Annotated in this window: 21 protein-coding genes; 13 read left to right on the forward strand and 8 right to left on the reverse strand. The window is 62.0% G+C overall.

What is annotated here, in order from left to right; all coding sequences use genetic code 11:
• The first annotated feature begins 7 nt into the window (after positions 1 to 7).
• Together CO660_RS20990 and folD are read left to right on the forward strand one after the other, a co-directional pair.
• The gene (locus tag CO660_RS20990; protein ID WP_097600343.1) at positions 8 to 1771 is read left to right on the forward strand and encodes a succinoglycan biosynthesis protein exop; all 1764 of its coding nucleotides are present in this window, start codon (positions 8 to 10) and stop codon (positions 1769 to 1771) included.
• A gap of 121 nt (positions 1772 to 1892) precedes the next feature.
• Positions 1893 to 2792: a bifunctional methylenetetrahydrofolate dehydrogenase/methenyltetrahydrofolate cyclohydrolase FolD gene (gene folD / locus CO660_RS20995; protein ID WP_097600344.1), complete on the forward strand. Its 900-nt coding sequence runs from the start codon at positions 1893 to 1895 to the stop codon at positions 2790 to 2792.
• On the opposite strand, the gene CO660_RS21000 is transcribed toward folD, so the two are convergent.
• Positions 2793 to 3821: a substrate-binding domain-containing protein gene (locus CO660_RS21000; protein ID WP_097600345.1), complete on the reverse strand. Its 1029-nt coding sequence runs from the start codon at positions 3819 to 3821 to the stop codon at positions 2793 to 2795.
• Positions 3822 to 4114: 293 nt separating this feature from the next.
• On the opposite strand from CO660_RS21000, the gene CO660_RS21005 reads away from it, so the two are divergent.
• The 6 genes from CO660_RS21005 (at position 4115) to CO660_RS21030 (ending at position 11165) form a co-directional block, all read left to right on the forward strand.
• A complete protein-coding gene (locus CO660_RS21005; protein ID WP_085776984.1) occupies positions 4115 to 5476 on the forward strand; it encodes an ABC transporter substrate-binding protein in 1362 nt (453 codons plus the stop codon).
• A gap of 184 nt (positions 5477 to 5660) precedes the next feature.
• Positions 5661 to 6674 carry a sugar ABC transporter permease gene (locus CO660_RS21010; protein ID WP_085776985.1) on the forward strand — a complete coding sequence of 338 codons (1014 nt, stop codon included), beginning with the start codon at positions 5661 to 5663 and terminating at the stop codon, positions 6672 to 6674.
• Between the two features lies 1 nt (position 6675).
• On the forward strand, positions 6676 to 7839 hold the full coding sequence (locus CO660_RS21015; protein ID WP_097600346.1) for a carbohydrate ABC transporter permease: 1164 nt from the start codon (positions 6676 to 6678) through the stop codon (positions 7837 to 7839).
• A 33-nt stretch (positions 7840 to 7872) separates the two neighbouring features.
• Complete coding sequence (locus CO660_RS21020; protein WP_085776987.1) at positions 7873 to 9525, forward strand: alpha-glucosidase; 1653 nt, start codon at positions 7873 to 7875, stop codon at positions 9523 to 9525.
• Positions 9526 to 9546: 21 nt separating this feature from the next.
• Entirely contained in the window at positions 9547 to 10635 is a 1089-nt protein-coding gene (gene ugpC, locus CO660_RS21025) for a sn-glycerol-3-phosphate ABC transporter ATP-binding protein UgpC (protein ID WP_097600347.1), read from the forward strand.
• A gap of 176 nt (positions 10636 to 10811) precedes the next feature.
• Positions 10812 to 11165: a hypothetical protein gene (locus CO660_RS21030; RefSeq protein WP_009996042.1), complete on the forward strand. Its 354-nt coding sequence runs from the start codon at positions 10812 to 10814 to the stop codon at positions 11163 to 11165.
• A gap of 84 nt (positions 11166 to 11249) precedes the next feature.
• Here CO660_RS21030 and edd read toward each other — a convergent pair whose 3' ends face one another.
• The 5 genes from edd to CO660_RS21055 form a co-directional block, all read right to left on the reverse strand.
• Entirely contained in the window at positions 11250 to 13070 is a 1821-nt protein-coding gene (gene edd / locus CO660_RS21035) for a phosphogluconate dehydratase (RefSeq protein WP_097600348.1), read from the reverse strand.
• A 78-nt stretch (positions 13071 to 13148) separates the two neighbouring features.
• Positions 13149 to 13847 carry a 6-phosphogluconolactonase gene (pgl, locus tag CO660_RS21040; protein WP_097600349.1) on the reverse strand — a complete coding sequence of 233 codons (699 nt, stop codon included), beginning with the start codon at positions 13845 to 13847 and terminating at the stop codon, positions 13149 to 13151.
• A gap of 10 nt (positions 13848 to 13857) precedes the next feature.
• Entirely contained in the window at positions 13858 to 15333 is a 1476-nt protein-coding gene (gene zwf / locus CO660_RS21045; protein WP_085776991.1) for a glucose-6-phosphate dehydrogenase, read from the reverse strand.
• Positions 15334 to 15467: 134 nt separating this feature from the next.
• Positions 15468 to 16763: an FAD-binding oxidoreductase gene (locus CO660_RS21050; protein ID WP_097600374.1), complete on the reverse strand. Its 1296-nt coding sequence runs from the start codon at positions 16761 to 16763 to the stop codon at positions 15468 to 15470.
• An 8-nt stretch (positions 16764 to 16771) separates the two neighbouring features.
• Positions 16772 to 18208, reverse strand: coding sequence for a glutamine synthetase family protein (locus tag CO660_RS21055; RefSeq protein WP_097600350.1), 1437 nt, complete (start codon positions 18206 to 18208; stop codon positions 16772 to 16774).
• Between the two features lie 125 nt (positions 18209 to 18333).
• Between CO660_RS21055 and CO660_RS21060 the strand changes: the two genes are divergently transcribed.
• The 4 genes from CO660_RS21060 (at position 18334) to CO660_RS21070 (ending at position 24650) form a co-directional block, all read left to right on the forward strand.
• Positions 18334 to 19515: an NAD(P)/FAD-dependent oxidoreductase gene (locus tag CO660_RS21060; protein WP_176536334.1), complete on the forward strand. Its 1182-nt coding sequence runs from the start codon at positions 18334 to 18336 to the stop codon at positions 19513 to 19515.
• A 145-nt stretch (positions 19516 to 19660) separates the two neighbouring features.
• Complete coding sequence (locus CO660_RS33385; RefSeq protein WP_176536335.1) at positions 19661 to 19804, forward strand: hypothetical protein; 144 nt, start codon at positions 19661 to 19663, stop codon at positions 19802 to 19804.
• A gap of 313 nt (positions 19805 to 20117) precedes the next feature.
• Positions 20118 to 22649, forward strand: a complete 2532-nt coding sequence (locus CO660_RS21065; protein ID WP_097600352.1) for a HAMP domain-containing methyl-accepting chemotaxis protein — start codon at positions 20118 to 20120, stop codon at positions 22647 to 22649.
• 153 nt (positions 22650 to 22802) lie between these two features.
• A complete protein-coding gene (locus tag CO660_RS21070; protein ID WP_097600353.1) occupies positions 22803 to 24650 on the forward strand; it encodes a methyl-accepting chemotaxis protein in 1848 nt (615 codons plus the stop codon).
• On the opposite strand, the gene CO660_RS21075 is transcribed toward CO660_RS21070, so the two are convergent.
• Positions 24623 to 24871, reverse strand: a complete 249-nt coding sequence (locus tag CO660_RS21075) for a hypothetical protein (protein ID WP_176536336.1) — start codon at positions 24869 to 24871, stop codon at positions 24623 to 24625. The genes CO660_RS21070 and CO660_RS21075 overlap by 28 nt on opposite strands.
• A gap of 90 nt (positions 24872 to 24961) precedes the next feature.
• Between CO660_RS21075 and CO660_RS21080 the strand changes: the two genes are divergently transcribed.
• Positions 24962 to 25831 (forward strand): LysR family transcriptional regulator, encoded by an 870-nt coding sequence (locus CO660_RS21080; protein WP_097600355.1) that lies wholly within the window; start codon positions 24962 to 24964, stop codon positions 25829 to 25831.
• A 113-nt stretch (positions 25832 to 25944) separates the two neighbouring features.
• On the opposite strand, the gene CO660_RS21085 is transcribed toward CO660_RS21080, so the two are convergent.
• Complete coding sequence (locus CO660_RS21085) at positions 25945 to 26181, reverse strand: hypothetical protein (protein ID WP_064800722.1); 237 nt, start codon at positions 26179 to 26181, stop codon at positions 25945 to 25947.
• Positions 26182 to 26189: the final 8 nt, after the last annotated feature.

The raw sequence follows: 26189 nt of genomic DNA on the forward strand, positions 1-26189 counted from the left end.
GGCGCAAATGTACGATAGCAGGGCCAGAAGTAGTTTTCTCGATCACGCAGCCGCAAGGCCGCGCGCCCATGAGGATCCCTATCGGCCGCCCGGATCAAACGGACCGGATATCGCCCCGCCCGAAGCCGACCTGCTGCGCGCCATCGGCCGCGTGCTGGAAGAGCAGCGCATGAGGGCGGCGCCCGAGGCGCCGCTCGTCGACCGCATCGAAACAATTCTCGGCAACCGCCTCCGGGCTGCCAATGATGTCGGCCATCGACTTCCGCCGGAACTAGCTCGATATGAGGAGCCGGTGGCTTCCGCCGGAGAGCCGGCGATTTCGGTCGAACCGCTGGCCGCAATTCATCAGGAAACGCTCGAGCCCCGCCAGGCAGCACCGCAACGCCGCTCGGACAGGGCCGGCTTTGCGGTAACGGTCGCTGCCGCAACGATCCTGGGCGCCGGCCTGCCGATGCTGATGCCGGCTGCGCCCGTCCTCTACCGCGCCGAAGCGACGCTTGCTGTGAAAACGGATGCCGCAAGCCGCGCCGCTTTCACGCAGGCTGCGGCGAAGGGACTGCTGTCGGCGCGCGTGGCTGCGTCGACGGTCGCCACCCTGAAGCTCGATCACGATCCCGAATTCGTCGGCACGGGCGCCAATGCGTTCGCCGTTGCGCTCGATCTTCTCTCGGCGACCGGTGCTGCCGCCGATCCGGCCTCGCGCGCCGAGGTCGCGCTGAGACGTGCAGTCGAGATTGTGCCCGATGCCGCCGCCGGCACGATCCGGGTGCGGGTGACGACCGGCGACGGCGCCAAATCCACCCGCATCGCCGCAAGGCTTGCCGAGGCAGCGGGCGGCGACGCACGCGGCGGCAACACCGAAACCGACGCGGTTTTGCGCAAGGCCTATGACGAGGCTCGGGCGGAGCTTGCCGCCTTCACGGCAAAGAGCGGCGAAGGCAACGTCAAGGTGGCGATCGATCTTCGCCGCCAGATCGACCGGCTTGATGCCGATCTGAAAGAGGCAGACCAGAACATTCTCGCGGCCAAGGCGCAGGCCGACCGGCTGAAGGCGGCGAAGCTTGCCGGCGTGCTGGACGGTTCCGTGCCCTCCGACATGCTCTCGCCGGCGATGCAGGACTGGCGCGACAAATATGCGGTCGCCAGGACGACGCTTGCGCAGCTTTCGGCTGAGCTTGGCCCGCGTCATCCGCGCCTGTTGCAACAGCAGGCCGAAACCGACGGCCTCAAGGAGAACATGGGCAGGGAGCTTGCCCGGCTCGCACAGGTCGCCAATGCCGCCGCCAAGGCTGCGGTCGATGCACGCAAGGGCCTGAACGACCGCCGCAACACGCTGATCGCCCAGAGCCGGGATACCGGCGTCGATCTGTCGCGGCTGACCGAGCTGCGAGAGAAGGCGAATGCCGCCCGCTCGCGCCTGGATGATGCGACGTCCGCATCGGCGACAGCCGGCGACGGCCATGTCACCGTTTTGAAACCGCCGCTGACATCGGCGATATCGGCAAAGAGTGGTCTGACCGGCCGCGCTCTGGCCGGCGCCGCCACGGGCCTGGCAATCGGTCTTGCCCTGGCTTTCCTGCTGTCCTTGCGCAAATCCGTCGCGTCTCCTGCAACGGAGTTGCCGGCATCTCCGCCCGTTGCTTCTCCGCCGCCATTGCCCCTGCCAGCCCCGGCGGCGGTCGACGAGATCGCGCTGCTGCGCTCCGAAATCTCAGGCCTGCGGGACCGGCTTCGGGTTCATGTGATGGAAACGCGGCAACCGCGGCGCTGAAGCACCCATTTCCTTGCAAATTTGATATTGCCTTGCCGCTTTCCGACAGGATAGGGCGTTAGCGGGCATTTGACGCTCGTCAACTATTCCTAGATTGACGCAAAACAGGGCGGAGATACGCGTGACGACAGTAATCGACGGCAAGAACGTAGCTGCATCGGTCATTCAGACGGTCAAGAGTGCGACGGCAGCGCTGGAAAAAATGAGCGGCGTCACGACAGGCCTTGCGGTCATCATCGTCGGCGACGATCCGGCAAGCCATGCCTATGTCGGCTCCAAGAGCCGCATGGCCAAGGAATGTGGCTTCAAGTCCGTTCAGCACACGCTGCCGGCGGACACGAAGCAGGAAGAGCTCGCAGCGCTTGTCGCCACGCTTAATGCCGATCCGTCGATCCACGGCATCCTGGTGCAGTTGCCGTTGCCGAAACCGCTCGACAGTGAACCGATCATCCAGTCAATCCTGCCGGAAAAAGATGTCGATGGCCTCAGCGTCGTCAATGCCGGCAAGCTCGCCACCGGCGACCTGAAGACCGGGCTGGTCTCCTGCACGCCGGCCGGCGCCATGGTCTTCGTCCGCCGCACCCATGGCGAGGATCTCTCCGGGCTCAATGCTGTCGTCATCGGCCGTTCCAACCTGTTCGGCAAGCCGATGGCGCAATTGCTGCTCAACGCCAATGCGACGGTGACGATCGCTCACTCCAGAACCACGAACCTCGCCGAGGTCTGCCGCAATGCCGATATTCTGGTCGCCGCCGTCGGCCGGCCGGAGATGGTCAAGGCCGATTGGGTCAAGCCGGGCGCGACGGTGATCGACGTCGGCATCAATCGCGTCCCGGCTCCTGAGAAAGGCGGGGGCAAGACCCGGCTCGTCGGCGACGTCGCCTTCCGCGAAGTCTCCGAGATTGCCAGCACCATCACGCCCGTGCCCGGCGGCGTCGGGCCGATGACCATTGCCATGCTGATGGCCAACACAGTCATCGCCGCTCATCGCGCTGCAGGGCAGACACCGCCGCAGTTCTGATTATGGCTGCTGCGGTGCAGGGCCGGTCGAGGCCCTGACGATCAGTTCGGTTTTCCAGAGCTCCTGTTCGGGAAAGGGGCCTGCCTGTTTCACCGTGCCGATCAGCCGCTGCGCGATGCGAACGCCTGCGGCCCGCAGCGAGGAGCGTGTCGTCGTTAGCGGCACCGAAAAGCTCTCGGGCTTCAACAGCGGCAGCACGTCGTCATGGGCGATCAGCGAGATGTCTTCGCCGAGCCGCAATCCGGCCTGGTTCACTGCGCGGATCGCCCCGAGTGCCAGTACCGTGCTGGAGCAGAGGATTGCCGTCGGGCGGTTCGGCAGCTGCAGGAAGCGCTCCATCGAAAGCAGGCCCTGCTCATCGGTCATCAACGCATGGCTGATGCAATCCTCGTCGAGAGTGAGCCCGCGCTCGGCAAGAGCGACTGTCACGCCATTCCTCCTGCGAATCGCGAAATCCAGATGCATTGGCCCGTTCATCAGCGCAAAGCGCGTATGACCGAGCTGCAGCAGGAGCCGCGTCGCATCGTAGAAGGCGCCCTCATTATCGATGTCGAGATAGGGATAGTCCGGATCCGTCCCGAAGGAGCGGCCATGCACGACATAGGGCATGGAGAGGGATTTCAGCATGGGAAGCCGCGGGTCGTGGCCGCGCATATAGGCGACGAACAGCGCATCGACATTGCCGCTGATCGCAAGGCGCCGGAGCGCCGCCACCTCGTCGTCCGGGTCGGATGGCATGATGACGAAGTGAAAATCGTGGCGCACGGCCTCTTCGCCGAGCCCGGCCAGAAATTCGCCGAAATGCACGTCGGACTGATGGCCCGGCGCCGTCGGCATGACAAGGCCGATCGAGCCCGCCTTGCCGGTCGCAAGCCGCTGGGCAGCCTTGTTCGGCCGGTATCCGGTTTCCTTGACAGCCTGGAGCACGCGCTCCCGGGTCGCTTCGTTGACCTCGGGATAGCCGTTGAGGGCTCGGCTCACTGTCGTCTGCGAAAGCCCCAGCAATTCCGATAGCTGTTTGAGATTCACCTGCTATGCTTCCTCCCGGCCCGCTTGGCGCCTCGACAGGCAAGCCGCCTCCCAGCGACATCCAAAGCGCTTTCAATTATGTATTCATTTGGCGCGCTTGACTCAAGAAAAATCGCTCCATATTGCCCAGGAGAAACCGGTGGACGGCGCCATTCCGCATGTCTGCGGCGACTTTTCGCGAAATGACTTGACTTCGCTCCACCGAAAGTGGAATGAGTTGGGTGCCAAAGCGCTTTGAAAATTTCCGTTGAAGAAGTTTGGCGCTGTTGAGTTTGTGATGGGAGGTTGATCACATGAAAAAGTCATTTTTGATGAGCGTTGCCGTGGCGGCGCTTTTTGCCGGTGCTGCGTCCGCGGCCGATCTGAAGTTTGCGCCGGGACAAGATGCCAAGTTCAACTGGAAGAGCTATGACGAATTCAAGGCCGCTCATGCCGACCTGAAGGGGCAGCCGCTGACGATCTTCGGCCCGTGGCGCGGTGAGGACGAGGCGTTCTTCCGGAGCGTTCTCGCCTATTTCACCGAAGCGACCGGAATCGACGTCAAATATTCCTCTTCCGAAAACTACGAACAACAGATCGTCATCGACACGCAGGCAGGCTCGCCGCCGAACATCGCTGTTCTGCCGCAGCCGGGGCTGCTGGCCGATCTCGCCGGCAAGGGCTTCCTGACGCCGCTCGGCGACGACAATTCCAAGTGGATCAAGGACAATTACGGCGCCGGCGACAGCTGGGTCGGTTATGGCACCTACAAGGGCAAGGACGGCAAGGAAGCCTTCTACGCCTTCCCTTATAAGGCCGACGTCAAGTCGCTCGTCTGGTACGTGCCGGAGAATTTCGAGGAAGCCGGCTATAAGATCCCGACGACCATGGAAGAGCTCCATGCCCTGACCGACCAGATCGTCAAGGATGGCGGCGTTCCCTGGTGCATCGGTCTCGGTTCCGGCGGCGCGACCGGCTGGCCGGCGACCGATTGGGTCGAGGACATCATGCTGCGCATGCAGCCGCCGGAAGCCTACGACAAGTGGACGACCAACGAGCTGAAGTTCACCGATCCGGCCGTGGTTGCCGCGATCGACGAATTCGGCAAGTTCGCCAAGAACGAGAAATATGTAAACGGTGGTGTCGCAGCCGTGGCCTCGACCGATTTCCGCGACAGCCCGAAGGGCCTCTTTACCGTTCCGCCGAAGTGCTACCTGCACCATCAGGCCTCGTTCATACCCTCCTTCTTCCCTGAGGGCACGAAGCTCGGACAGGACGCCGACTTCTTCTATATGCCGACCTATGCTTCGCATCCCGAACTCGGCAAACCGGTGCTCGGCGCCGGCACGCTCGTCTCGATCACTAAGGACTCGAAGACGGCCCGCGCCTTCATCGATTTCCTGAAGACCCCGATCGCACACGAGGTCTGGATGGCGCAGTCGAGCTTCCTGACACCCTACAAGGGCGTCAGCACGGAGGCCTATGCCAATCCGCAGATGAAGAAGGAAGGCGAGATCCTGACGTCGGCCACCACCTTCCGCTTTGACGGTTCCGACCTGATGCCGGGCAAGATCGGCGCAGGCGCCTTCTGGACGGGCATGGTCGATTTCGTCGGCGGCAAGACTGCCGAAGAGGCGGCCGGCGAAATCCAGAGCGCCTGGGACGGCATCAAATAATCGTTAATACGATGCCGCCGGTTTGCCGGCGGCGTGGCCTGCGTGACTGGCCGGGTTCTCAAAGAGCCCGGCCTTCGCGGGATATATTGTGACTGGGCAATCAAACAGATTGACGGTGGCCGGCCTTGATCCGTCAGAATAAAATCCGGTCGGAATGAAATCAGGGGAAGCAGGGGAGGGCGAAATGCTGTTGCAGATAGTGTCCGCGTTGGGCGTCGTGGTCGTGGCCGTTGTCGCGTGCTCGGCCTATTTCTATTTTTCGAACAAGATTCTGGATCTGGCTCTGCCGGTGAAGGATGGCGACATCCGCGCCGCATCGCGCAACCTCAACCGGCGCGCACTGATCCGGCCGTGGTTGTTCATCGGGCCGGCGCTGTTCCTGCTTTTCGTCTACCTCGTTTATCCCGTCGTCGCGACCTTCATCCTCTCCTTCTACGACCGCACCGGTCTGCAGTTCGTCGGCCTTGCCAACTACAAATGGGCGATTGGGGACCGCGAATTCCGCCAGTCGATCTTCAACAACATCCTCTGGCTTGCCGTCGTGCCGGCCGCCTGCACCTTCTTCGGCCTTGTCATCGCCGTGATGACAGACCGCATCTGGTGGGGCAATATCGCCAAGAGCATCGTCTTCATGCCGATGGCGATCTCTTTCGTCGGCGCATCGGTCATCTGGAAATTCATCTATGAATATCGCGGCGGTAACGACGTCCAGATCGGCTTGCTGAACGCCATCGTCCAGCTCTTCGGCGGCACGCCGGAAGTCTGGATCTCGGTTCCTTTCTGGAACAATTTCTTCCTGATGATCATCCTGATCTGGATCCAGACCGGTTTCGCCATGGTCATCCTGTCGGCGGCGCTGCGCGGCATCCCGGAAGAGACGATCGAGGCCGCCGTCATCGACGGCGCCAATGGCTGGCAGATCTTCTGGCGCATCATGGTGCCGCAGGTCTGGGGCACCATCGCCGTGGTTTGGACGACGATCACCATCCTCGTCCTCAAGGTCTTCGACATCGTGCTGACCATGACGAACGGCCAGTGGCAGACAATGGTGCTGGCGAACCTGATGTTCGACTGGATGTTCCGCGGCGGCGGCGATTCCGGCCGAAGCGCCGTCATCGCCATCATCATCATGCTTGCCGTCACGCCGATCATGATTTGGAACGTGCGCCGTGCCAACCGCGAACTGAAGGGCCATTGAGATGACCGCTGTCGGAAGCTATTTCAAGATCGGTCCCGCCCGTCTCTTCGTTCACCTCGCCGTTCTGCTGATCGTCATCATCTGGCTGATCCCGACGCTCGGCATCTTCGTCAGCGCCCTGCGCGACAAGGACCAGATCGTCGTCTCCGGATGGTGGACGGCCTTTGTCGGCTCGACGCAGACCGTCGCCGTCCGCCTGGGCACGCCCGATCAGCAAAAGCAGGAAGGCGCCACTTACGTCATTTCAGGCAATGTGCTGGAAGGGCAGACCGGCCGCTCGGTAAAAGCCTTCGGCAACCGCGTGCAGCAGCCGGCCGCTTTCGAAGCCGGCGAGACCGCCGATCTCGGTGATGGCGAAATGCTGCAGATCAACAGCGACGGCGGCTATCGCTATACCAAGAACACGGCCTTTTCACCTGACGAGCGGCCGCGGCGCATCTACGTGTCCGTCTCGGCGCCGCCGCAATTCACGCTGCAGAACTACAGGACGGTTCTGACCGGCGAAGGCATCGGCCAGTCCTTCATCAATTCGCTGACGGTGACGATCCCGGCGACGATCATCCCGATCCTGATTGCCGCTTTTGCCGCCTATGCCCTGAGCTGGATGGAGTTTCCCGGCCGCGCGCTGCTGATTGCGCTCGTCGTCGGCCTCATCGTCGTGCCGCTGCAGATGTCGCTCATTCCGCTGCTTCGCCTCTACAACGAGATCGGCAATATGCTCGGCCAGCCGTCGAAGACCTATCCCGGTATCTGGTTCGCGCACACCGCCTTCGGCATGCCGCTCGCCATCTTTCTCCTGCGGGCCTATATTGCCGGCCTGCCGAAGGAGATCATCGAATCCGCCCGCGTCGACGGCGCGAGCGACTTCGAGATTTTCACCCGTATCGTTTTGCCCTTGTCCTTCCCGGCACTCGCCTCCTTCGCCATCTTCCAGTTCCTGTGGGTATGGAACGACCTGCTCGTCGCCATGGTCTTCCTCGGCACCGATCAGGATCACCTCGTGCTGACCGGCAGGCTGAACGCGCTGCTCGGCTCGCGCGGCGGCAATTGGGAGATTTTGACGGCGTCGGCCTTCGTCACTATCGTCGTGCCGCTGCTCGTCTTCTTCGGACTGCAGCGTTATCTGGTGCGTGGTCTGCTGGCGGGTTCGGTCAAGGGCGGCTGACAATCCACCGAAATGTGACGAACAGGATATCTTATGAACGTGGCTTCCCAATCGATCTTGACCGCCGACAAGGACTGGTGGCGCGGCGCGGTGATCTATCAGATCTATCCGCGCTCCTACCAGGATTCGAACGGCGACGGCATCGGCGATCTGAAGGGCATCACCGCCCGCCTGCCGCATGTGGCGAGCCTCGGCGTCGACGCGATCTGGATCTCGCCCTTCTTCACCTCGCCGATGCGCGATTTCGGTTACGACGTTTCCGATTACGAGAATGTCGATTCGATCTTCGGCACGCTGGTGGATTTCGACACGATGATATCAGAGGCCCATCGCCTCGGAATCCGCGTGATGATCGATCTCGTCATCTCCCACAGCTCGGACCAGCACCCCTGGTTCGTGCAGAGCCGTTCCAGCAAGACCAATGCCAAGGCTGATTGGTATGTCTGGGCCGACGCAAAACCCGATGGCTCGCCGCCGAATAACTGGCTGTCGATCTTCGGCGGCTCCGCATGGGCGTGGGACCCGACGCGCATGCAGTATTACCTGCACAATTTCCTGACCTCGCAGCCGGATATGAACCTGCATAACCCGGAAGTGCAGGATCGTCTGCTCGATGTCGTGCGCTTCTGGCTCAATCGCGGCGTCGACGGTTTCCGCCTCGATACCATCAATTTCTATTTCCACGACCCGCTCTTGCGCGACAATCCGGCGCTTGCGCCCGAGCGGCGCAACGCCTCGACGGCGCCGGCGGTCAATCCCTATAACTTCCAGGAGCATATCTACGACAAGAACCGGCCGGAGAACCTTGCCTTCCTGAAGCGTTTCCGCGCCGTGCTCGAAGAGTTCCCGGCAATCGCCGCCGTCGGCGAGGTGGGTGACAGCCAGCGCGGCCTCGAAATCGTTGGCGAATATACCTCCGGCAATGACAAGATGCACATGTGTTATGCCTTCGAGTTCCTGGCGCCCGATCCGCTGACGCCGGAGCGCGTCGAGGAGGTGATGGAGGATTTCGAAGCTGCCGCACCCGATGGCTGGGCCTGCTGGGCCTTCTCCAATCATGACGTCATGCGTCACGTCAGCCGCTGGGGCGGGCTGGTCGCCGATCACGACGCCTTCGCCAAACTCTATGCCTCGCTGCTCTTGACGCTGCGCGGCTCCGTCTGCCTCTACCAGGGCGAGGAGCTGGCGCTGACGGAAGCCGATCTCGCCTATCAGGATCTGCAGGATCCTTATGGCATTCAGTTCTGGCCTGAGTTCAAAGGCCGCGACGGCTGCCGCACGCCGATGGTCTGGGACAGCCACGTCGCCCAGGGCGGTTTTTCAACCGTCAAGCCCTGGCTGCCGGTGCCGGTCGAGCACATCCTGCGCGCGGTCAACGTCCAGCAGGGCGACGAGACTTCGGTGCTGGAGCACTATCGCCGCTTCATTGCCTTTCGCAAGTTGCATCCGGCCTTTGCCAAGGGTGAAATCGAATTCGAGGAGGCGCAGGGCGACAGCCTGGTCTTCACCCGCGAATACGGCGATGAAAAGCTGCTCTGCATTTTCAACATGAGCCCGGCCGAGACCGGCGTCACTCTGCCTGCGGGAGAATGGCAGGCATTGACGGGCCATGGCTTTACCAGCAACAACTATGGCGACAAGATCGATATTCCGGCCTGGGGGGCGTATTTCGCCCGTCTCGCTTAAGGATCAGGAGGGGAGTGACAAATGACTGGACTGACACTGAAGGACATCCGCAAATCCTACGGTTCCGTGGATGTTCTCCATGGTATCGACCTCGATATCAAGCAGGGCGAATTCATCGTCTTCGTCGGTCCGTCCGGTTGCGGCAAGTCCACGCTTCTGCGCATGATTGCCGGTCTCGAGGCGATTACCGGCGGCGAGATGTATATCGACGGCCAGCTCGTCAATGACGTGCCGCCATCGAAGCGCGGCATCGCAATGGTCTTCCAGTCCTACGCGCTCTATCCCCACATGACCGTCTACGACAATATGGCCTTCGGCATGAAGATCGCCGGCGAAAGCAAACAGGAGATCGACCGCCGTGTCCGCGCGGCGGCCGAGAGCCTGCAACTGACCAAATATCTCGACCGCCTGCCGAAGGCGTTGTCGGGCGGCCAACGCCAGCGCGTGGCGATCGGCCGCGCCATCTGCCGCGATCCCAAGGTCTTCCTGTTCGACGAGCCGCTGTCCAACCTCGATGCAGCGCTGCGCGTTGCCACCCGTATCGAAATTGCCCGCCTTAACGAGCAGATGGCCGATACGACGATGATCTACGTCACCCACGACCAGGTCGAGGCGATGACGCTCGCCGACCGTATCGTCGTCCTCTCGGCCGGCAATATCGAGCAGGTCGGCGCGCCGCTGGAACTCTACGAACGCCCGGCCAACCTCTTCGTCGCGAAATTCATCGGCTCGCCCGCCATGAACATCATTCCCGCGACGATTGCCGGGGCCGGCAGCCAGACGACCGTAACGCTGACCGGCGGCATGTCGGTGACATTAGATGTGGCGACCGAAGCTTCCGAGAAAGGCAAGCAGGCGAGCTTCGGCGTTCGTCCCGAAGATCTGAGGATCGCCGACGGGAGCGACTATGTTTTCGAGGGCGAAGTCTCGATCGTCGAGGCGCTCGGCGAAGTGACGCTGCTTTATATCGAGGGCCTGGTTCCCGGTGAGCCGATCGTTGTCAAGTTGCCGGGCATTTACGATGTCCATAAGGGCCAGAAGATGCGCTTTGCCGCCGATCGGCAGAAGCTGCATCTCTTTGACGCGACCGGCCACACCTATCGGAAATGAGGAAGCCATTTTTGGGGTAATAACACCAGAAATTGTGCGGGACGGGCCGAATTCTCACTTTCTGTTAAAGATCGGCTGCTACCTTTTCCCAGTCGATTTACGAGGGGGACAAGCACGTGGCCGCTTCCAATCCATCACAGCCAAGACCTCACTTCCTGAGCAAGGAAGAATCCTTCATGTATGACCGCGAGGCGCGGTTCAAGATGGAGGACACAATGAATGCCGCGCGCATCGAATATACGGAAAAGGGCGTCATGCACGCGGCTTCGCGCCGCTGCGATATCGTCCGCATCTCGATGAGCAGCGCGACGCTCGCCATCCTGACCCAGTTCAACCTGCCGAAGCAGTTCTATCTGGATATTCCGGATGCCCGCATCACCAAGGTCGGTTGCCTGCTGATGAAGGTGAATGCCAACAACACGATCGAGGTGCGTTTCCTGCGACTGCTGACCCAGAAGGAACTCAACAAGATCTTCGTCTACAGCACGCACCCGGCGCACAAGGATTACGTTCTCGATATCCGCGCCTAAGGATATCACCGGACCTGATACAGAAAACCCGCGGGGTGCTTCGTGCGCACCCCGCGGGTTTTTGTTTGCTCCGGGCGTTCGTGCTCAGTGGAAAAGCACGCTCGCACCCTGATCGGAAGCGCCGACGGCGCGGCGGAAGGGGGCGAAGAGTTCACGGCCCATGCCGAATTCATTGTCGGAGAGATCGATGCTCACCGGCTCGCGCTCGGCCATGTCGGCTGCGTCGACCAGCACTTCGAGCGTGCCCTTGATTGCGTCGAGGCGAATGATGTCGCCGTCCCGGATGCGGGCAATCGGGCCGCCGTCGACGGCTTCCGGGGTGACGTGGATCGCCGCCGGTACCTTTCCGGATGCGCCGGACATGCGCCCGTCGGTTAGGAGCGCCACGCGGAAGCCGCGATCCTGCAGCACGCCGAGCGGCGGCGTCAGCTTGTGCAGTTCCGGCATGCCGTTCGCCTTCGGCCCCTGGAAGCGCACGACGGCGACGAAATCGCGGTTGAGCTTGCCTTCCTTGAAGGCGTCCTGCAGTTCCTGCTGGCTGTGGAAGATGATCGCCGGCGCCTCGATGACGTGGCGCTCCGGCTTGACGGCCGAGATTTTGATAACCGCCTTGCCGAGGTTGCCGCGCAGCATCTTCAGCCCGCCATTCGCCTGGAAGGGCGTCTCGATGTTGGCAAGCACCTTCGGATCGTGGCTCTTGTCCGGCGACGGTTCGCGCAGCACGGTGCGGTTCTCGCCGAGGCGGGCATCGACCGTATAAGCTTCGAGGCCCTGGCCGAAGACGGTGCGAACGTCGTCATGCACCAGCCCGTGCTTCAAGAGTTCCTTGATGAGGAAACCCATGCCGCCGGCCGCCTGGAAATGGTTCACGTCGGCAAGGCCGTTCGGATAGACGCGGGCAAGCAGCGGCACGATTTCGGAAAGCTCGGCGATGTCCTGCCAGGTCAGCTGAATGCCGGCTGCCCGCGCCATGGCGACGAGGTGCAGCGTGTGATTGGTCGAGCCGCCGGTCGCATGCAGGCCGACGACGCCGTTGACGACGGAGCGCTCATCGATCATCTCGCCGGCCGGCGTGAATTCGTTGCCGAGTGCCGTGATCGCCAGCGCCCGCTTGGCGGCTTCGCGCGTCAGTGCTTCGCGCAGCGGCGTGCCGGGGTTGATGAAAGAGGATCCCGGCATGTGGAAACCCATGATCTCCATCAGCATCTGGTTGGAATTGGCGGTGCCGTAGAAGGTGCAGGTGCCGGGACCATGATAGGACTTCGATTCCGCCTCCAGCAGCTCGGCGCGGCCGACCTTGCCCTCGGCAAAGAGCTGGCGCACGCGCGACTTCTCGTCATTCGGCAATCCCGTCGTCATCGGACCGGCCGGAACGAAGATCGACGGCAAATGACCGAAGGACAGGGCCGCGATGACAAGGCCCGGCACGATCTTGTCGCAGACGCCGAGGAAGAGGGCGGCATCGAACATGTTGTGGGATAGGCCGACGCCCGCGGCCATGGCGATCAGGTCTCGCGAGAAGAGCGAGAGCTCCATGCCAGGCTGTCCTTGGGTGACGCCGTCGCACATGGCGGGCACGCCGCCGGCCACCTGGGCGACACCGCCAGCCTCGGCGGCCGCCTCGCGGATGATTGCCGGATAGGTCTCGAACGGCTGGTGGGCCGAGAGCATGTCATTATAGGCGGTGATGATGCCGAGGTTGGGGACATGGTCGCCGGCGAGCGCGTCCTTATCGGCGGGGGAACAGATGGCGAAGCCGTGGGCGAGGTTGGCGCAACCGAGCACCGAGCGCTGCACGCCCTTTGAAGCTGCGGCGCGCAGGCGGTCCAGGTAGCGCTCGCGGGTCGGCTTCGAGCGTTCGACGATGCGATCCGTGATCGCAGAAATGCGTGCATGAGCGGACATGGAAAATCCCTGCCTTATTCGTTGTCTCTAACTCTCTCGGCGGCTCCGGCCTGAATCCGGATCCGGGTCTGGGGCCGATCAGGGAGCCCAGTAGATCTCGACCGGGGAAGTGGCCCGGCGCAGAACGGCGCGGATCGGCATTTCTGCCTCGTCACCGCTGCCTTCCGCCTTGGCGAGAACGTCTTTTTTGCCTTCGCCCTCGATATGGAGCACCAGGAGTGCGGCATCCTGAAGACTGGAGAAGGTGAAGGTCAGGCGCGGCTCGCCGGCTCCTTCCGCTTCCATCGGGATGACGCCGCGCGGCGTCGATGCGTCGAGCGCCTGGGCAAGATTGCTGCCGCCCGGAAAGAACGAGGCCGTGTGGCCATCGCCGCCCATGCCGAGGATCACCACGTCGAAGGGGATGCCTATTTCGGCGCTCTTTTCCGTCGCAAGCCTTGCGGCCTCTTCGACCGAAGCTGCCGGCTGGTAAAGCGGCACGAAACGCGCCGCCTTCGCCTTGTTCTGCAAGAGATTGGCATCGACCAGCAGATGATTCGAGCGCGGATTGTCGGCCGGTACGAAGCGTTCGTCCACCAGCGTGATCGTCACCTTGTCCCACGCAATGTCGCGTGTCGAAAGCGCCTGGAAGAAGGCCTTCGGCGTCGAACCGCCGGAAACGGCCATGGACGCCGCACCTCGAGCGGAGATGGACGCCGAGAGCGTATCGGCAACCTTATCGGCGAGGCTGCCGGCGAGTTCGGCGGCACTGGCGAAGGAATGCAGGGTTGAGGCCATCGATGTCGTCCTAGATGTCGTCATGCCAGGTGCGGCCGTCGCGCTCGATCAGCGCGATGGCCTGGCTCGGGCCCCAGGTGCCAGCTGTATAGCCCTGCACCTGCTGGCCGGTCGTTTCCCAACCCTTGAGGATCGGATCCACCCATTTCCAGGCGGCTTCGACTTCGTCGCGGCGCATGAACAGGGTCTGGTTGGAACGGATCACGTCCATCAGCAGGCGCTCGTAAGCGTCCGGATTGCGGACATTGAACGCCTGGGCGAAGCTCATGTCGAGCGATACGTTGCGCAACCGCATGCCGCCCGGACCCGGATCCTTGATCATCAGCGACTGCTTGACGCCCTCATCCGGCTGCAGGCGGATGATCAGCTGGTTGGCGACGATGCGTCCGGCCGCCTGGTCGAAGATCGCATGCGGGATCGGCTTGAAGGTGATGACGATTTCCGACATGCGTCCGGTAAGCCGCTTGCCGGTTCTGATGTAGAAGGGAACGCCCGCCCAGCGCCAGTTATTGATCTCGGCCTTGATGGCGACGAAAGTCTCGGTGTTCGAGACGCCGCCTTCCAGCTCTTCGAGATAACCCTTGACCGGGCCGCTTCCCGAAGCGCCGGCGCGATACTGGCCGCGGACCGTCGCCTGCTCGACATTGGAGGCATCGAGCGGCTTCAGGGCGCGCAGCACCTTCAGCTTCTCGTCGCGAACGGCTTCCGAATCCATCGACGATGGTACTTCCATCGCCGTCAGGCAGAGCAACTGCAGAATGTGGTTCTGCACCATGTCGCGCAGCGCGCCGGCCGTATCGTAATAGCCGGCGCGGCCTTCGAGACCGACCGATTCCGCCACGGTGATCTGCACATGATCGATATAGTTCGCGTTCCACAGCGGCTCGTAGAGCGCATTGGCGAAACGCAAGGCCATCAGGTTCTGCACCGTCTCCTTGCCGAGATAGTGGTCGATACGGAAGATCTGCTCTTCCTTGAAGACGCGGCCGATCGTGTCGTTGAGTTGCAGCGCCGAGGCCAGATCACGGCCGATCGGCTTCTCGACGACGATGCGGGTCGATTTGGTGATCAGCTTGTGGTCATGGATCTTCTGGGAAATATCGCCGAAGATGCCGGGCGCAACCGCCAGATAGAAGGCGCGCACCCGGTCCCTGCTTTCGTCGAGCAGTTTCTTCAGCTGATCCCAGCCCGTGTCAGTGCGGGCGTCGACCGAAACATAGTAGAGGCGGGCACAGAACTTTTCGACCTCCGCGTCGTCGTATTCGCCTTTCTTCAGGTGTTCCTTCAGCGCATCCTTGGCGAACTTGCGATATTCCTCATGCGAAAGCGGGCTGCGCGAGGCGCCGATGATACGCGTCGGTTCCGTGAACTGACCTTCGATCTGGCGATGGTAGAGCGCAGGCAGAAGCTTACGTTCGGCAAGGTCGCCGCTGCCACCGAAGACGACATAATCAAAAGGCTCAACGGGAATGATCTGGCTGCTCATGAGCTTGTCTCTCAATCAGGCTGGTTGGCGGCCCTTTTAATCTAATCGATTTAAAAAAGCCAGTGTGCAGTGCAATGAATCTGTCAGGCACCGGTTTTAGAGCGAATTCCGCAAAGAGGAAATCCGCAATCGGACTAAAACTTGTCGCGAAGCGCAAACCACGACAAGGCGAGGAAAAGCAACGGCGCCCGCATCCGGGCTCCGCCGGGAAAGGCGGGAATGTCGAGCGATTTGAACAGATCAAGATCGCCGGATTTTCCGAGCACCGCTTCCGCGTAGAGCTTGCCACAGTAGTTTGACAGCATGACGCCATGGCCGGAATAACCGCCAATCGAGGTGACGCCGGGCATCACCTCGCGCACGAAAAGTTGGCGTGGCATGGTGATGCCGACGCTGCCTCCCCAGGCATGGGTGATCTCGATATCCTTCAGGTCGGGATAGATCTCGGCGATCTGCCGGCGGATATGCTCCGATATGTCCCGCGGATTGTCCGCCGTATAGGCCTCGCGCCCACCGAACAGCAGGCGGCCTTCGAATCTGCGGAAATAGCGCACGACGAAGCGCGAATCGGCGACGGCCTCGCCCCCCGGCAGCACATCGGGGTAGCCGTCGAGCGGAACAGTGGCGCCGATGAAGGAGCGGATCGGCATAACATGACTGGCCGTCACCGGCTCAAGATTGCCGATATGGCCGTTGCAGGCGATCAGCGCCCGGTCGGCGGTGATCGTGCCCTTTTCGGTTTCGATCGTCACCTTGCCGCCGCTTTGGCGGATCGCCTTTGCCTGGGTCATCTCGAAAATGGACGCGCCGGCATTGGCGGCCACCCGGGCGAGCCCGATGAGCAGCTTGAGCGGATGAATATGGCCGGTCCCGACATCGCGCACGCCGCAGTGGAAACGCTTCGAGCCGAGCCGCTCCTGCGTTTCCTTCTCATCCATGAAGCTCAAATGCGGGTAGCCATAGCGCTCAGCGGCGATTTCGGCATTCTCACGGTAGTCACGTTCGTAGCTTGCCTTGTGCGCGACGTTGAGCTGCCCGGGCACATAATCGATCTCGATCTGATGTTCCCGGGCGAAATCGAGAAGATGGCGCTTGGCCGCCTCGGCGACATCGAACAGGGCTTTCGAGCGTTCGTAGCCGATCTTTTCCTCAAGCTCTTCCGGCCACCATCGCTGGCCGGTGCCGAGCTGGCCGCCATTGCGCCCCGACGCTCCGTCTCCGAAGCGCCAGGCCTCGATCAGCACGACGGAAACGCCTGACTTGGCGAGGTTGTAGGCGGCCTGCAGGCCGGTATAGCCGCCGCCGACAATTGCGACGTCGCATGTTCTCGGGCCGTCGAGAGCGGAGTAGGTCGGCCGCTCCCCGACAGTTGCCTGATACCAGGATAGCCCGGGCGCAATCGGGCTCTGCCACATCGCCTGCGATGCCATGATATCGCTCACACGTTGAGCAGAAGAAACTCCCGCTCCCAGGGACTGATCACCTGCATGAAGGTCTCGAATTCGCCGCGCTTGACGCCGGCGTAAAGGCCGATGAACTGCTTGCCGAACACCTCTCCGAAGGCGGGCTCGTCCTCCATCAGCGCCACGGCTTCCAGCAGGCCGCGCGGCAGGTCGATCGAACCCTCATTGGCCGAATCCTCGGTCGGCGCCGTCGGCTCGATCTGCCTCATGATGCCGAGCAGGCCGGCGGCAAGCGAGGCGGCGAGCGCCAGATAGGGATTGGCGTCCGAGCTCGGCAGCCGGTTTTCCACCCGCCGCGCCTGCGGATCGGAAACCGGAACGCGGAAGGCGGTCGTCCGGTTGTCGTAGCCCCAGGCGTTGTTGACCGGGCAGGACATGTCGGGCTGCAGGCGCCGATAGGAATTCACATAGGGCGCCAGCATCGCCATCGCGCTCGGCACAAATTTCTGCATGCCGCCGATGAAATGGAAGAATTCCTTCGAGGCCGATCCATCCGCATTGGAGAAGACGTTTCTGCCTGTCTCGACATTGACCACCGACTGGTGGATGTGCATCGCCGATCCCGGCTGGCCCTGCATCGGCTTGGCCATGAAGGTCGCATAGATGTCGTGCTTCAGCGCCGCTTCACGGATCGTGCGCTTGAACAGGAACACCTGGTCGGCAAGCTCGATCGGATTGCCGTGGCGCAGGTTGATCTCGAGTTGCGCTGGTCCCTCTTCGTGGATCAGCGTATCGATCTCCAGCCCCTGCTTCTCGGAGAAATGGTAGATGTCGTCGATTAGCTCGTCGAACTCGTTGATGCCGGCGATCGAATAGCCTTGGCCGCCGAGGATCGAGCGGCCGGAGCGGCCTTTCGGAGGATGGAGCGGATAGTCGGGGTCGTCATTCTTGGCGACCAGGTAGAACTCGATCTCGGGTGCGACGATCGGCTTCCAGCCGCGATCATGATAAAGGCTCATGATCCGCTTCAAGACGTTGCGGGGCGTATAGGGCACTTCCCCGCCATCCGAATCGACGATATCGCAGATCACCTGCGCCGTCGGGTCGGTCTCCCAGGGCACGACCGATAGCGTCGACAGATCCGGCATCAGCTTCAGATCGCTGTCGCGCGGCTCGTATCGGAAGCTCTCCGTCTCCTCCGGATACTCACCTGAAATCGTATGTCGGTAGATCGCCGAAGGCAGGGCCAGTGAGGTGTTGGAGGTGAATTTGGAACTCGGCATCATCTTGCCGCGCGGAACGCCGGCAAGATCCGGCGTGATGCATTCAATGTCTTCGATGCTCCTAGCCCTCAGCCACTGCGCCGCTTCCTTCCAGTTCGCAACGCCGCGCAGGGATCCGGGGTCCGGGGGTGTTTTGGTCGAGGCGGGTACGTTTCTGGCAGGCTTCAGCGTCGTCTTTTTTGGGGACATGACACACCGGTTTGGTTGATCGTGGCGCCATCATAGCCGGAGTTTGCCAATTGGCGAGGGGTTGAGAACGTTGACTTTCGTCCTTTGATGGAAAAGAAGACGCCGGTTGGATCGGGGAAAAAGGTTTGCAGCACAAAAGCGACGTCATCGTCATCGGCGCCGGAGCCGCCGGCATGATGGCGGCCATTCGCGCGGGCAAACGCGGCCGCTCGGTCGTGGTCATCGACCATGCGAAGGCGCCTGGCGAGAAGATCCGCATATCGGGCGGCGGCCGCTGCAATTTCACCAATATCCATGCCGGACCGAGGAATTTCCTTTCCGCCAATCCGCATTTCTGCAAGTCGGCGCTTGCCCGTTTCACGCCCGCCGATTTCATCGCCATGGTCGATCGGCACGGCATTGCATGGCATGAAAAGACGCTCGGCCAGTTGTTCTGCGATGACAGCGCCAAGGACATCATCCGTATGCTGCTGGACGAGATGCGCGCGGTCGGCGCGGGCCTGCATCTCGGCACCGAAATATTCGGCGTCGAGAGGAGGGAGGCAGGCTTCCGCGTCTCCACGGGCGAAGGCGTCTTCGAGGCATCCTCTCTCATCGTGGCGACCGGCGGCAAATCGATCCCGAAGATGGGTGCCACCGGCTTTGCCTATCGCCTTGCCGAACAGTTCGGCCTCACCGTGCTCGAAACCCGCCCGGCTCTCGTGCCGCTGACGCTGGATCCAGGCATGATTGCAAGCATTGCGCCGCTTGCCGGCATCTCGGCCCCCGCCGAAATCCGCCACGGCCGCACTGCCTTCCGTGAAGCGCTGCTGTTTACCCACCGGGGTTTAAGCGGCCCCGCCATCCTGCAGATTTCCTCCTACTGGCGGGAGGGCGATGAAATCGTCGTTGCAGTCGAACCGGATGTCGACATATCGGCGCATTTGAAGACGGCGAAGCGGCTTAATGGCCGCCAGTCGGCCCAGACAGCTCTCGGCGATATCCTGCCGAAGCGGCTGGCCCAGTTTCTCGTCGAGCGGGAAAAGATCGCCGGTAATATGGCCGACCTGCCGGACAAGGCGCTGCAGCGGCTGGCCGCCAGCGCCCAGAACTGGATCATCAAACCATCCGGCTCGGAAGGATATCGCACTGCCGAGGTGACGCTCGGCGGCATCGACACCGCGGGCCTCGATTCCCGCAGCATGGAAGCAAAGACCGTTCCCGGCCTTTATTTCGTCGGTGAATGTGTTGACGTCACCGGCTGGCTCGGCGGCTATAATTTCCAATGGGCCTGGGCTTCCGGTTTTGCCGCCGGCGAATCTGCTTAGAAATATCCGCAATAACGATTCAAGACTTCTTAAGAGAGGTGCGCCATCCTGTCTCAATTGCCGGCTCTGAAAGCTTTTCCCAAATTAAGCTTTACCGGCAGGCCTTTTTGTTGGACTGTTGTGTCACAAGAGTGAGGTTTCGAGCATGAACAGAAACGCACGACGCGCCCGCGCCATCGCAATCGCCCAGGCAAAACCCGACGCCCGCATCGCCACCCTGCGATACCTGATGCTCGCAGCCGGCGCGACCGCCGCCAGCCTGGCGCTGCTGCTAGCCAACCTCATCTGATCCTACCCGCCCGGCTGAAAGCAAACTTGCCGGACTCCGATCACGACGCTGCGGCCGCGTGGCGCATAATCTGCAATTATTTCACCGTCTTGGCTTAAGTCACCATTACCGCTTATCTGAAAATTAATATCTAATCTGACACAATCGCCCGCGATTATTTGGGCGTTTCCAAGTTTGCTTGGACATGAACTGGCAATGACTGCCGCCTGGCCTCCAGGTCCCCCGATGGAAATAGAATAATTCGATGTGCACTCGGCTGGCGCGCCTTATGGCTGCCGGCGGGAGGAGTAGTGTATGAAAGGCCCGGAACGCCATGTTGATTGACAAGATTCTTTCCCGTTTCAGGATCAAGACCAAGGTTTTGATCTTCGTTCTGCCCTTTGTCGTTACCATTTCGGCGGTGGGATTGACCGGCCTTTACGCATCCGGCCTTCTTCAGGGCCGCATGGAAATATCCAATAGCGTGCTGCAGTCGCTGAGCGGGTTCAAGGATCTCTACGGTTCGATGGACGATTTCCTGCGCGTCACCAGCCCCGAGGCGCGTGATAAGCTGCTGTCGGATCTGAAGATGCAGCAGGGCGTGCTCGATCAGACGCTCGACCAGGTCGGTGAACAGGCTGCCGGCCGGGACAGCCTCGCGGAAGCTTCGAGCCGCACCAAGGAGATTTCGGGCGTCGTCGACAAGCTCTGGGCGTTGCACGAGCAGGAACAGGCGCTGCATGAGCAGATCGATGCGGCGCAGAAGAGCCTGATCAGCACCCGTTTCACGGTCTCCTATCAGGCCGAGGAATTGCAGACCGCGCTCCAGCGCGATGAAGGCGCTGCCACCATAACGCTGCGCACGGCCGACCGCCTATTGAAGGGCGGCGATTTCTTCGGCACCGTGGCCAGCGGCTACGCTAAGCCGCAGACGCCTGAGGAAAAGATCGCCTTCATCAACGAACAGATGCCCGCGATCATTAAGTCGCAGCGCTTGATCGCCATTTCGGTTCCGGCCAATCAGAAGAATGTCATCGACGCGCTGGCAGCGACCATCGACGGCATTAAGGCGATCGCCCAGATGCCCAGCCCGACCGACGAGAACATCACCGAACTCGGCCGCCTCATTTCGCGCTTCCGTCAGACCTCGACTTATACACAGTTGACCGCGACGCAAATGATGCGTCAGGCGACACAGAGTTTTGCTGAACTCGAGGGCCGCATTGGCCAGACCAATTCCGTTCTTCAGGATACGCGGCGCCTGGAAAATTCGGTCTATGCGCTGCAGATCGTCCTTTCCGATTTCCTCGCCAATTCAAGCAAGGACAATCTGGTCCGTCTGCAGCAGCAGACCGGCACGCTCGGCAAGGACATGGAGGTGCTGGCCACCAGCGCCAAGGGAATGGGCTTTGCCGAAGGCATATCGGACGCGATCAAGCCGGCGCTTGACGTCATATCGGGCGGCGGTTCGAAGATTGTCGATACGATCGGCGAGCGCGTGACGGCCTATGCCGCAGCGCGCCAGGAACTCGACGGGATCTGGAGGAAGCTCACTGATTTCGCCGAACTGCAGAAGCAGACGGCCGGAACCGAGCGCACCCAGGCAAACAGCATCTCCGTCATGACCACTGGCCTCGGCATTCTTCTGTCGATCCTCGGCGGCATCGCCCTGGTTCTGACGCTGCAGCGCCCGATCAGCCAGATCACCGCCGCCATGCGCCGCATTGCCGACGGAGCCCTGGATACCAGCATATCGGGCGAGCAGCGCTATGACGAAATCGGCGACATGGCCCGGGCGCTCGGCATCTTCAAGGAAAATGCCATCTCGAAGATCCGCATCGAGGAACAGAGCGACGAGGAGCGCGCTGCCGCCGAGCACGAGCGCCAGCGCAACGATGCCGAAAAGCGCGAGATGGACCGTCAGATCGAGTTCGCGGTCAACGCACTTGCGGCCGGCCTCGAGCGCATGTCGCAGGGCGATATCTCGACGACGATCGATACCCCCTTCATCGGCCGACTCGAACAACTTCGTCAGGATTTCAACGGTTCGATGCTGCGCCTGCAGGCAACAATGAGCCAGATCCGCGACAACGTCGAATTGATCCAGGGCAACGGCAACCAGATGGCCCACTCGGCCGAGGATCTCTCCAAGCGCACGGAACAGCAGGCTGCCTCGCTGGAAGAGACCGCCGCAGCCGTCGATCAGATCACCGTCACGGTCCGTTCGTCGGCCGAACGCGCCAAGGACGCGGACCAGATCGTCCGCCAGGCCAAGCGCAGCGCCGACGATTCCGCGGTCGTCGTCAGCAATGCGATTGACGCCATGGGCCGCATCGAGGAGGCCTCGCGTCAGATCGAGCAGATCATCGGCGTCATCGACGAGATCGCCTTCCAGACCAATTTGCTGGCGCTCAACGCCGGCATCGAGGCCGCCCGCGCCGGCGAGGCCGGCAAGGGCTTCGCCGTCGTCGCCATGGAAGTCCGCGAACTTGCCCAGCGCTCGGCGGCGGCTGCGCAGGAGATCAAGGGCCTGATCAACAAGTCGACCAGCGAGGTCAGCTCCGGCTCGCAGTTCGTCCAGGAAACCGGCACAGTGCTTGCGAAGATCAGCGCCCAGATCGTCACGATCAGCCAGCATGTCGAGATGATCGCCCGCGCCAGCCACGACCAGTCCAACGCGCTGCAGAGCGTCAACTCGACGGTCAATCAGATGGACCAGATGACGCAGAAGAACGCCGCGATGGTCGAGGAGACGACGGCCGCCAGCCGCGAACTGGCCGACGAGGCTGACGCGCTGCGCCGTCTGGTCCAGCAGTTCAAGATCCACGGCGAGGCGGCCGAAGCCGAGGTTTATCGCGCCGCCTGATCGCGATCCTTCTCATCCAAACGGCCCCGGCTCTTCCCGGGGCCGTTTTCTTTTGTGTGCAGAATCGCGCTTCCCGCCGCTCTGATTTACGGAAAATTTTTCCTTAACGCTTTTGGCTTAATTTAGCATTTGTCATGCCGGCCGGGGGTTACGATGCTGCGCCTTTTTTCTACGTCTATCGTGCGACAGATCGTTGCGATCACGCTGTTTCTGCTGGCGACCAGCACGGCCGCCATCGTCGGCGCAACCTATTACAATCTCAGCCGTCACGTGATGGACGGGGCCGTCTCCGACGCCAGGGATGCCGCCCGCGCCATGGCTGTCCTTTACGGCGCAACTGATCCGGCGGCGAAGATTGCCGTGAAGGACAATCAGCTCTCCGCCGTCACCGAGGATGGGGTTCCGGCCCTTGCCGATCATTCGCTTGTCGATCGCACCGCGCAGTCGATCGCCGGCGTAGCGACCATTTTCCAGAAGCAGGGCAGCGACTACGTCCGCATCTCCACGAACGTCAAGAAAGAAAACGGCGAGCGCGCCGTCGGCACAAAGCTCGCAGCCGAGCACCCGGCCCAGCCGGTTCTTGCCAGGGGTGAGGCCTATTACGGCCCGGCCGAGCTATTCGGCCGCAAGTTCATGACCGGCTATTTCCCGATCAAGAACGCATCGAATGCCAATGTCGGTATTCTCTTCATCGGCATTCCGATGGAATTCTATTACCAACGCATGAATGAGCTGCAGATCCTGATTCTCGGCATCGGCGCCATCGTCATGCTGCTCGTCGGTGTTCTCGCCTTTTATGCGATCCGCCTGTCGGTGAAGCCTTTGCAGGCGCTGACCGCCAGCGTCCACTCGATCTCCTCGGGCGATCTCGAAGGGACGATCCCTTGTCTTGAGAAGAAGAACGAGTTCGGCGATATCGGCCGAGCCCTGGCGCTTTTCCGCGACAGCGCCCGCGCCAGGCGCGATCTGGAAACCGAAGCAGTCGAACAGCGCGCCTTGAGCGACGCGGAACGCGCCCGCAACGACGCGGACAAGCGCTCGCTCGACAGCCAGATCGATTTTGCCGTCAGCCAGCTTGCGGCCGGCCTCGGGCGCCTGTCCCAGGGCGATGTCTCGCAGACGATCGGCACGCCCTTCGTCGGCCGACTGGAACAACTGCGCATGGATTTCAACGCGTCGCTGCTGCGGCTTCAGGATACGCTCTCCGGTATCCGCGACAGCGCCTCGACGATCCAGCGCAACAGCAGCGCCGTTTCGGCCTCCGCCGGCGAGCTTTCGAAGCGCACCGAGGCGCAGGCGGCGAGCCTGGAGGAGACCGCCGCCGCGGTTGAGGAGATCACAGTTACAGTTCGCTCCTCCGCCGAGCGTGCCCGCGAAGCCAACAGCGTCGTGGCCGCGACCAAGAAGACGGCCGACAATTCCGGCACCGTGGTTGGCGATGCCGTCGCCGCCATGGAGCGTATCGAAGGGGCCTCGAAGCGTATCGAGCAGATCATCGAGGTGATCGACGATATCGCCTTCCAGACCAACCTTCTGGCGCTGAATGCCGGCATCGAAGCGGCGCGGGCCGGCGAGGCGGGCAAAGGCTTTGCCGTCGTCGCCCAGGAAGTCCGCGAACTCGCCCAGCGTTCGGCCGATGCGGCGCGCGAGATCAAGTCGTTGATCGAAACGTCGAGCCGGGAAGTGACGGCAGGCTCGGAACTCGTCCAGAAGACCGGCGGCGTTCTTGCCTCGATCAGCCAGGAGATCATCGCGATCAGCGGCCATGTCGAGACTATCGCCACTGCCAGCCGTGATCAGTCGGCCGCGCTGCAGGAGGTCAACGGCTCCGTCAACGCCATGGACCAGATGACCCAGAAGAACGCCTCGATGGTTGCCGAGACAACGCAGGCAAGCCGCCTGCTTGCCAGCGAGGCCGATACGCTGATGGCGCTGATCGAAGGCTTCCGCATTGGCGCCGAGCCCGCGGCCGCTCACCTCGGCGCAAGGAAAGTCGCCTGAGGAACCCGGCCGCGACTGCCGCAAGACTGCGCCGCAGCTTTGCTGCGCTTTGAGACCACGCGCCTGATGATGAGGTCGAGCGAGGTCAGCCAGGCGGCGAAGCGAATGGTGCCGCTGTCTCCGAACTCGTCATAGAATCGATCCTCATCCGCCTTGCTGTTGCTCGGCGGGCGATGGTGGCGAAATCCATGCACGCCTGCGATGGTGATCATGTCGATCATGGGATGTCCTTTCCTACTCAAAGACATCTCTTGATTTAAGCATCGAATTTCTCTTCATAAACAGGGAAATCCACGCTATGTTTTTCACTGATGAAAAACGCGAATTGGGATTCCTATCAGCTTTTCCTACAGGTGGCCCGGCTCGGCGGCCTGACGGGGGCGAGTTCCGCAAGCGGTCTTAGCCCCGCGACCATCGGCCGACGCATGCTCGATCTAGAACAGGAGGTCGGCCGCACCCTGTTTTCCCGCAGCCAGACAGGTTATCGGCTGACGCGGGATGGCCAGGCGCTGCTCGATCACCTTCAGGAAATGGAGGCCGCCGCCCGCAAGGTCGAAGCCTGGCGGCAGTCCGGGGAGGGCGGCACGACAGTCAGGATCACTGCAGGCACCTGGGTCGCCTGGCTTCTGACGGAGAATTTCGCTGCCATCCGCATGCCGGGCGATGCCTTCGCCATTGCGCTCACCATCGGCGAGGCGCGGGCAAGCCTTGCCTATCGCGAGAGCGACATTGGCATTCGCGCTTTCGAGCCGGAGGAACCCAATCTGGCCGCCCGCCAGCTTGGAGAGGTGGCATACGCCGTCTATGTCAGGCGAAACGCAGTCGAGACCGACGAGCGCTGGATTGCCGTCGGCGAGGAGGAGGCGATCTCGGCCTATCTGCGCTGGCCGCATTCCCATGCCGCGGCTGATATCGTCGCCACCGTCAACCGGCCGCGTTCGCTGCCGGATCTGGTGCGCGCCGGCGCCGGCAAGACGGTGCTTCCCTGTTTCGTCGGCGATCTTCATCCCGAATTGCAGCGCCAAGGCGGCGAATTGCCGGAATTGCGTCACCGTCAATGGATCGTCATGAATGCCGAGGATCGCCATCGCCCGGAGATCCGCACGGTCGCCGACCGCATGACGAAGCTCGTTAGAAGCTATGCCGACCTTTTCGCCGGCAAGCGTCCGAGCCGCGGCTGATGCCCGGCCCGCGGAAGACTGGAAGACGATAGGGCGTCCGCGCATTCTTTCGCGGCGCGGACGCTCTGATCGAGCGCAATCCGAGCGACGTGCCAGGGCTGCCGCCTATTTCGTCAGTGCCGGTTGGTGACGACGACCGGGATCAACAGGTCGCCCCAGTTGCCGTCGCCGCCGTGGTGACGGGCCGAGCGCACCAGTTCGACAGAAACGCCGGCCTCGACGGCCTTCATGACGGATTGGTTCAGCCGATGCAGGTCATTGGCGAGCATGCGGATCGTCGTTTGCTGATCCTCGCTCATGCTCGATGCCTGCTCTTCGGCCCGTTCGCGGACGCGTGCGATGGATGCCATGATCTATC

It is taken from the genome of Rhizobium sp. L9 (assembly GCF_002531885.1).
GTDB lineage: Bacteria > Pseudomonadota > Alphaproteobacteria > Rhizobiales > Rhizobiaceae > Rhizobium.

Bases quoted from the DNA above. Each gene is read 5' to 3' on its own strand.
- CO660_RS21005 (WP_085776984.1), top strand. From the start codon at position 4,115: ATGAAAAAGTCATTTTTGATGAGCGTTGCCGTGGCGGCGCTTTTTGCC.
- pgl (WP_097600349.1), bottom strand. From the start codon at position 13,847: ATGGCCTCAACCCTGCATTCCTTCGCCAGTGCCGCCGAACTCGCCGGC.
- CO660_RS21085 (WP_064800722.1), bottom strand. From the start codon at position 26,181: ATGGCATCCATCGCACGCGTCCGCGAACGGGCCGAAGAGCAGGCATCG.
- CO660_RS21070 (WP_097600353.1), top strand. From the start codon at position 22,803: ATGCTGCGCCTTTTTTCTACGTCTATCGTGCGACAGATCGTTGCGATC.
- CO660_RS21055 (WP_097600350.1), bottom strand. From the start codon at position 18,208: ATGTCCCCAAAAAAGACGACGCTGAAGCCTGCCAGAAACGTACCCGCC.
- CO660_RS21020 (WP_085776987.1), top strand. From the start codon at position 7,873: ATGAACGTGGCTTCCCAATCGATCTTGACCGCCGACAAGGACTGGTGG.
- CO660_RS21030 (WP_009996042.1), top strand. From the start codon at position 10,812: ATGTATGACCGCGAGGCGCGGTTCAAGATGGAGGACACAATGAATGCC.
- CO660_RS21075 (WP_176536336.1), bottom strand. From the start codon at position 24,871: ATGATCGACATGATCACCATCGCAGGCGTGCATGGATTTCGCCACCAT.
- CO660_RS21050 (WP_097600374.1), bottom strand. From the start codon at position 16,763: ATGGCATCGCAGGCGATGTGGCAGAGCCCGATTGCGCCCGGGCTATCC.
- CO660_RS21010 (WP_085776985.1), top strand. From the start codon at position 5,661: ATGCTGTTGCAGATAGTGTCCGCGTTGGGCGTCGTGGTCGTGGCCGTT.
- CO660_RS21015 (WP_097600346.1), top strand. From the start codon at position 6,676: ATGACCGCTGTCGGAAGCTATTTCAAGATCGGTCCCGCCCGTCTCTTC.
- CO660_RS33385 (WP_176536335.1), top strand. From the start codon at position 19,661: ATGAACAGAAACGCACGACGCGCCCGCGCCATCGCAATCGCCCAGGCA.
- CO660_RS21065 (WP_097600352.1), top strand. From the start codon at position 20,118: ATGTTGATTGACAAGATTCTTTCCCGTTTCAGGATCAAGACCAAGGTT.
- CO660_RS21080 (WP_097600355.1), top strand. From the start codon at position 24,962: ATGAAAAACGCGAATTGGGATTCCTATCAGCTTTTCCTACAGGTGGCC.
- CO660_RS20990 (WP_097600343.1), top strand. From the start codon at position 8: ATGTACGATAGCAGGGCCAGAAGTAGTTTTCTCGATCACGCAGCCGCA.
- ugpC (WP_097600347.1), top strand. From the start codon at position 9,547: ATGACTGGACTGACACTGAAGGACATCCGCAAATCCTACGGTTCCGTG.
- edd (WP_097600348.1), bottom strand. From the start codon at position 13,070: ATGTCCGCTCATGCACGCATTTCTGCGATCACGGATCGCATCGTCGAA.
- zwf (WP_085776991.1), bottom strand. From the start codon at position 15,333: ATGAGCAGCCAGATCATTCCCGTTGAGCCTTTTGATTATGTCGTCTTC.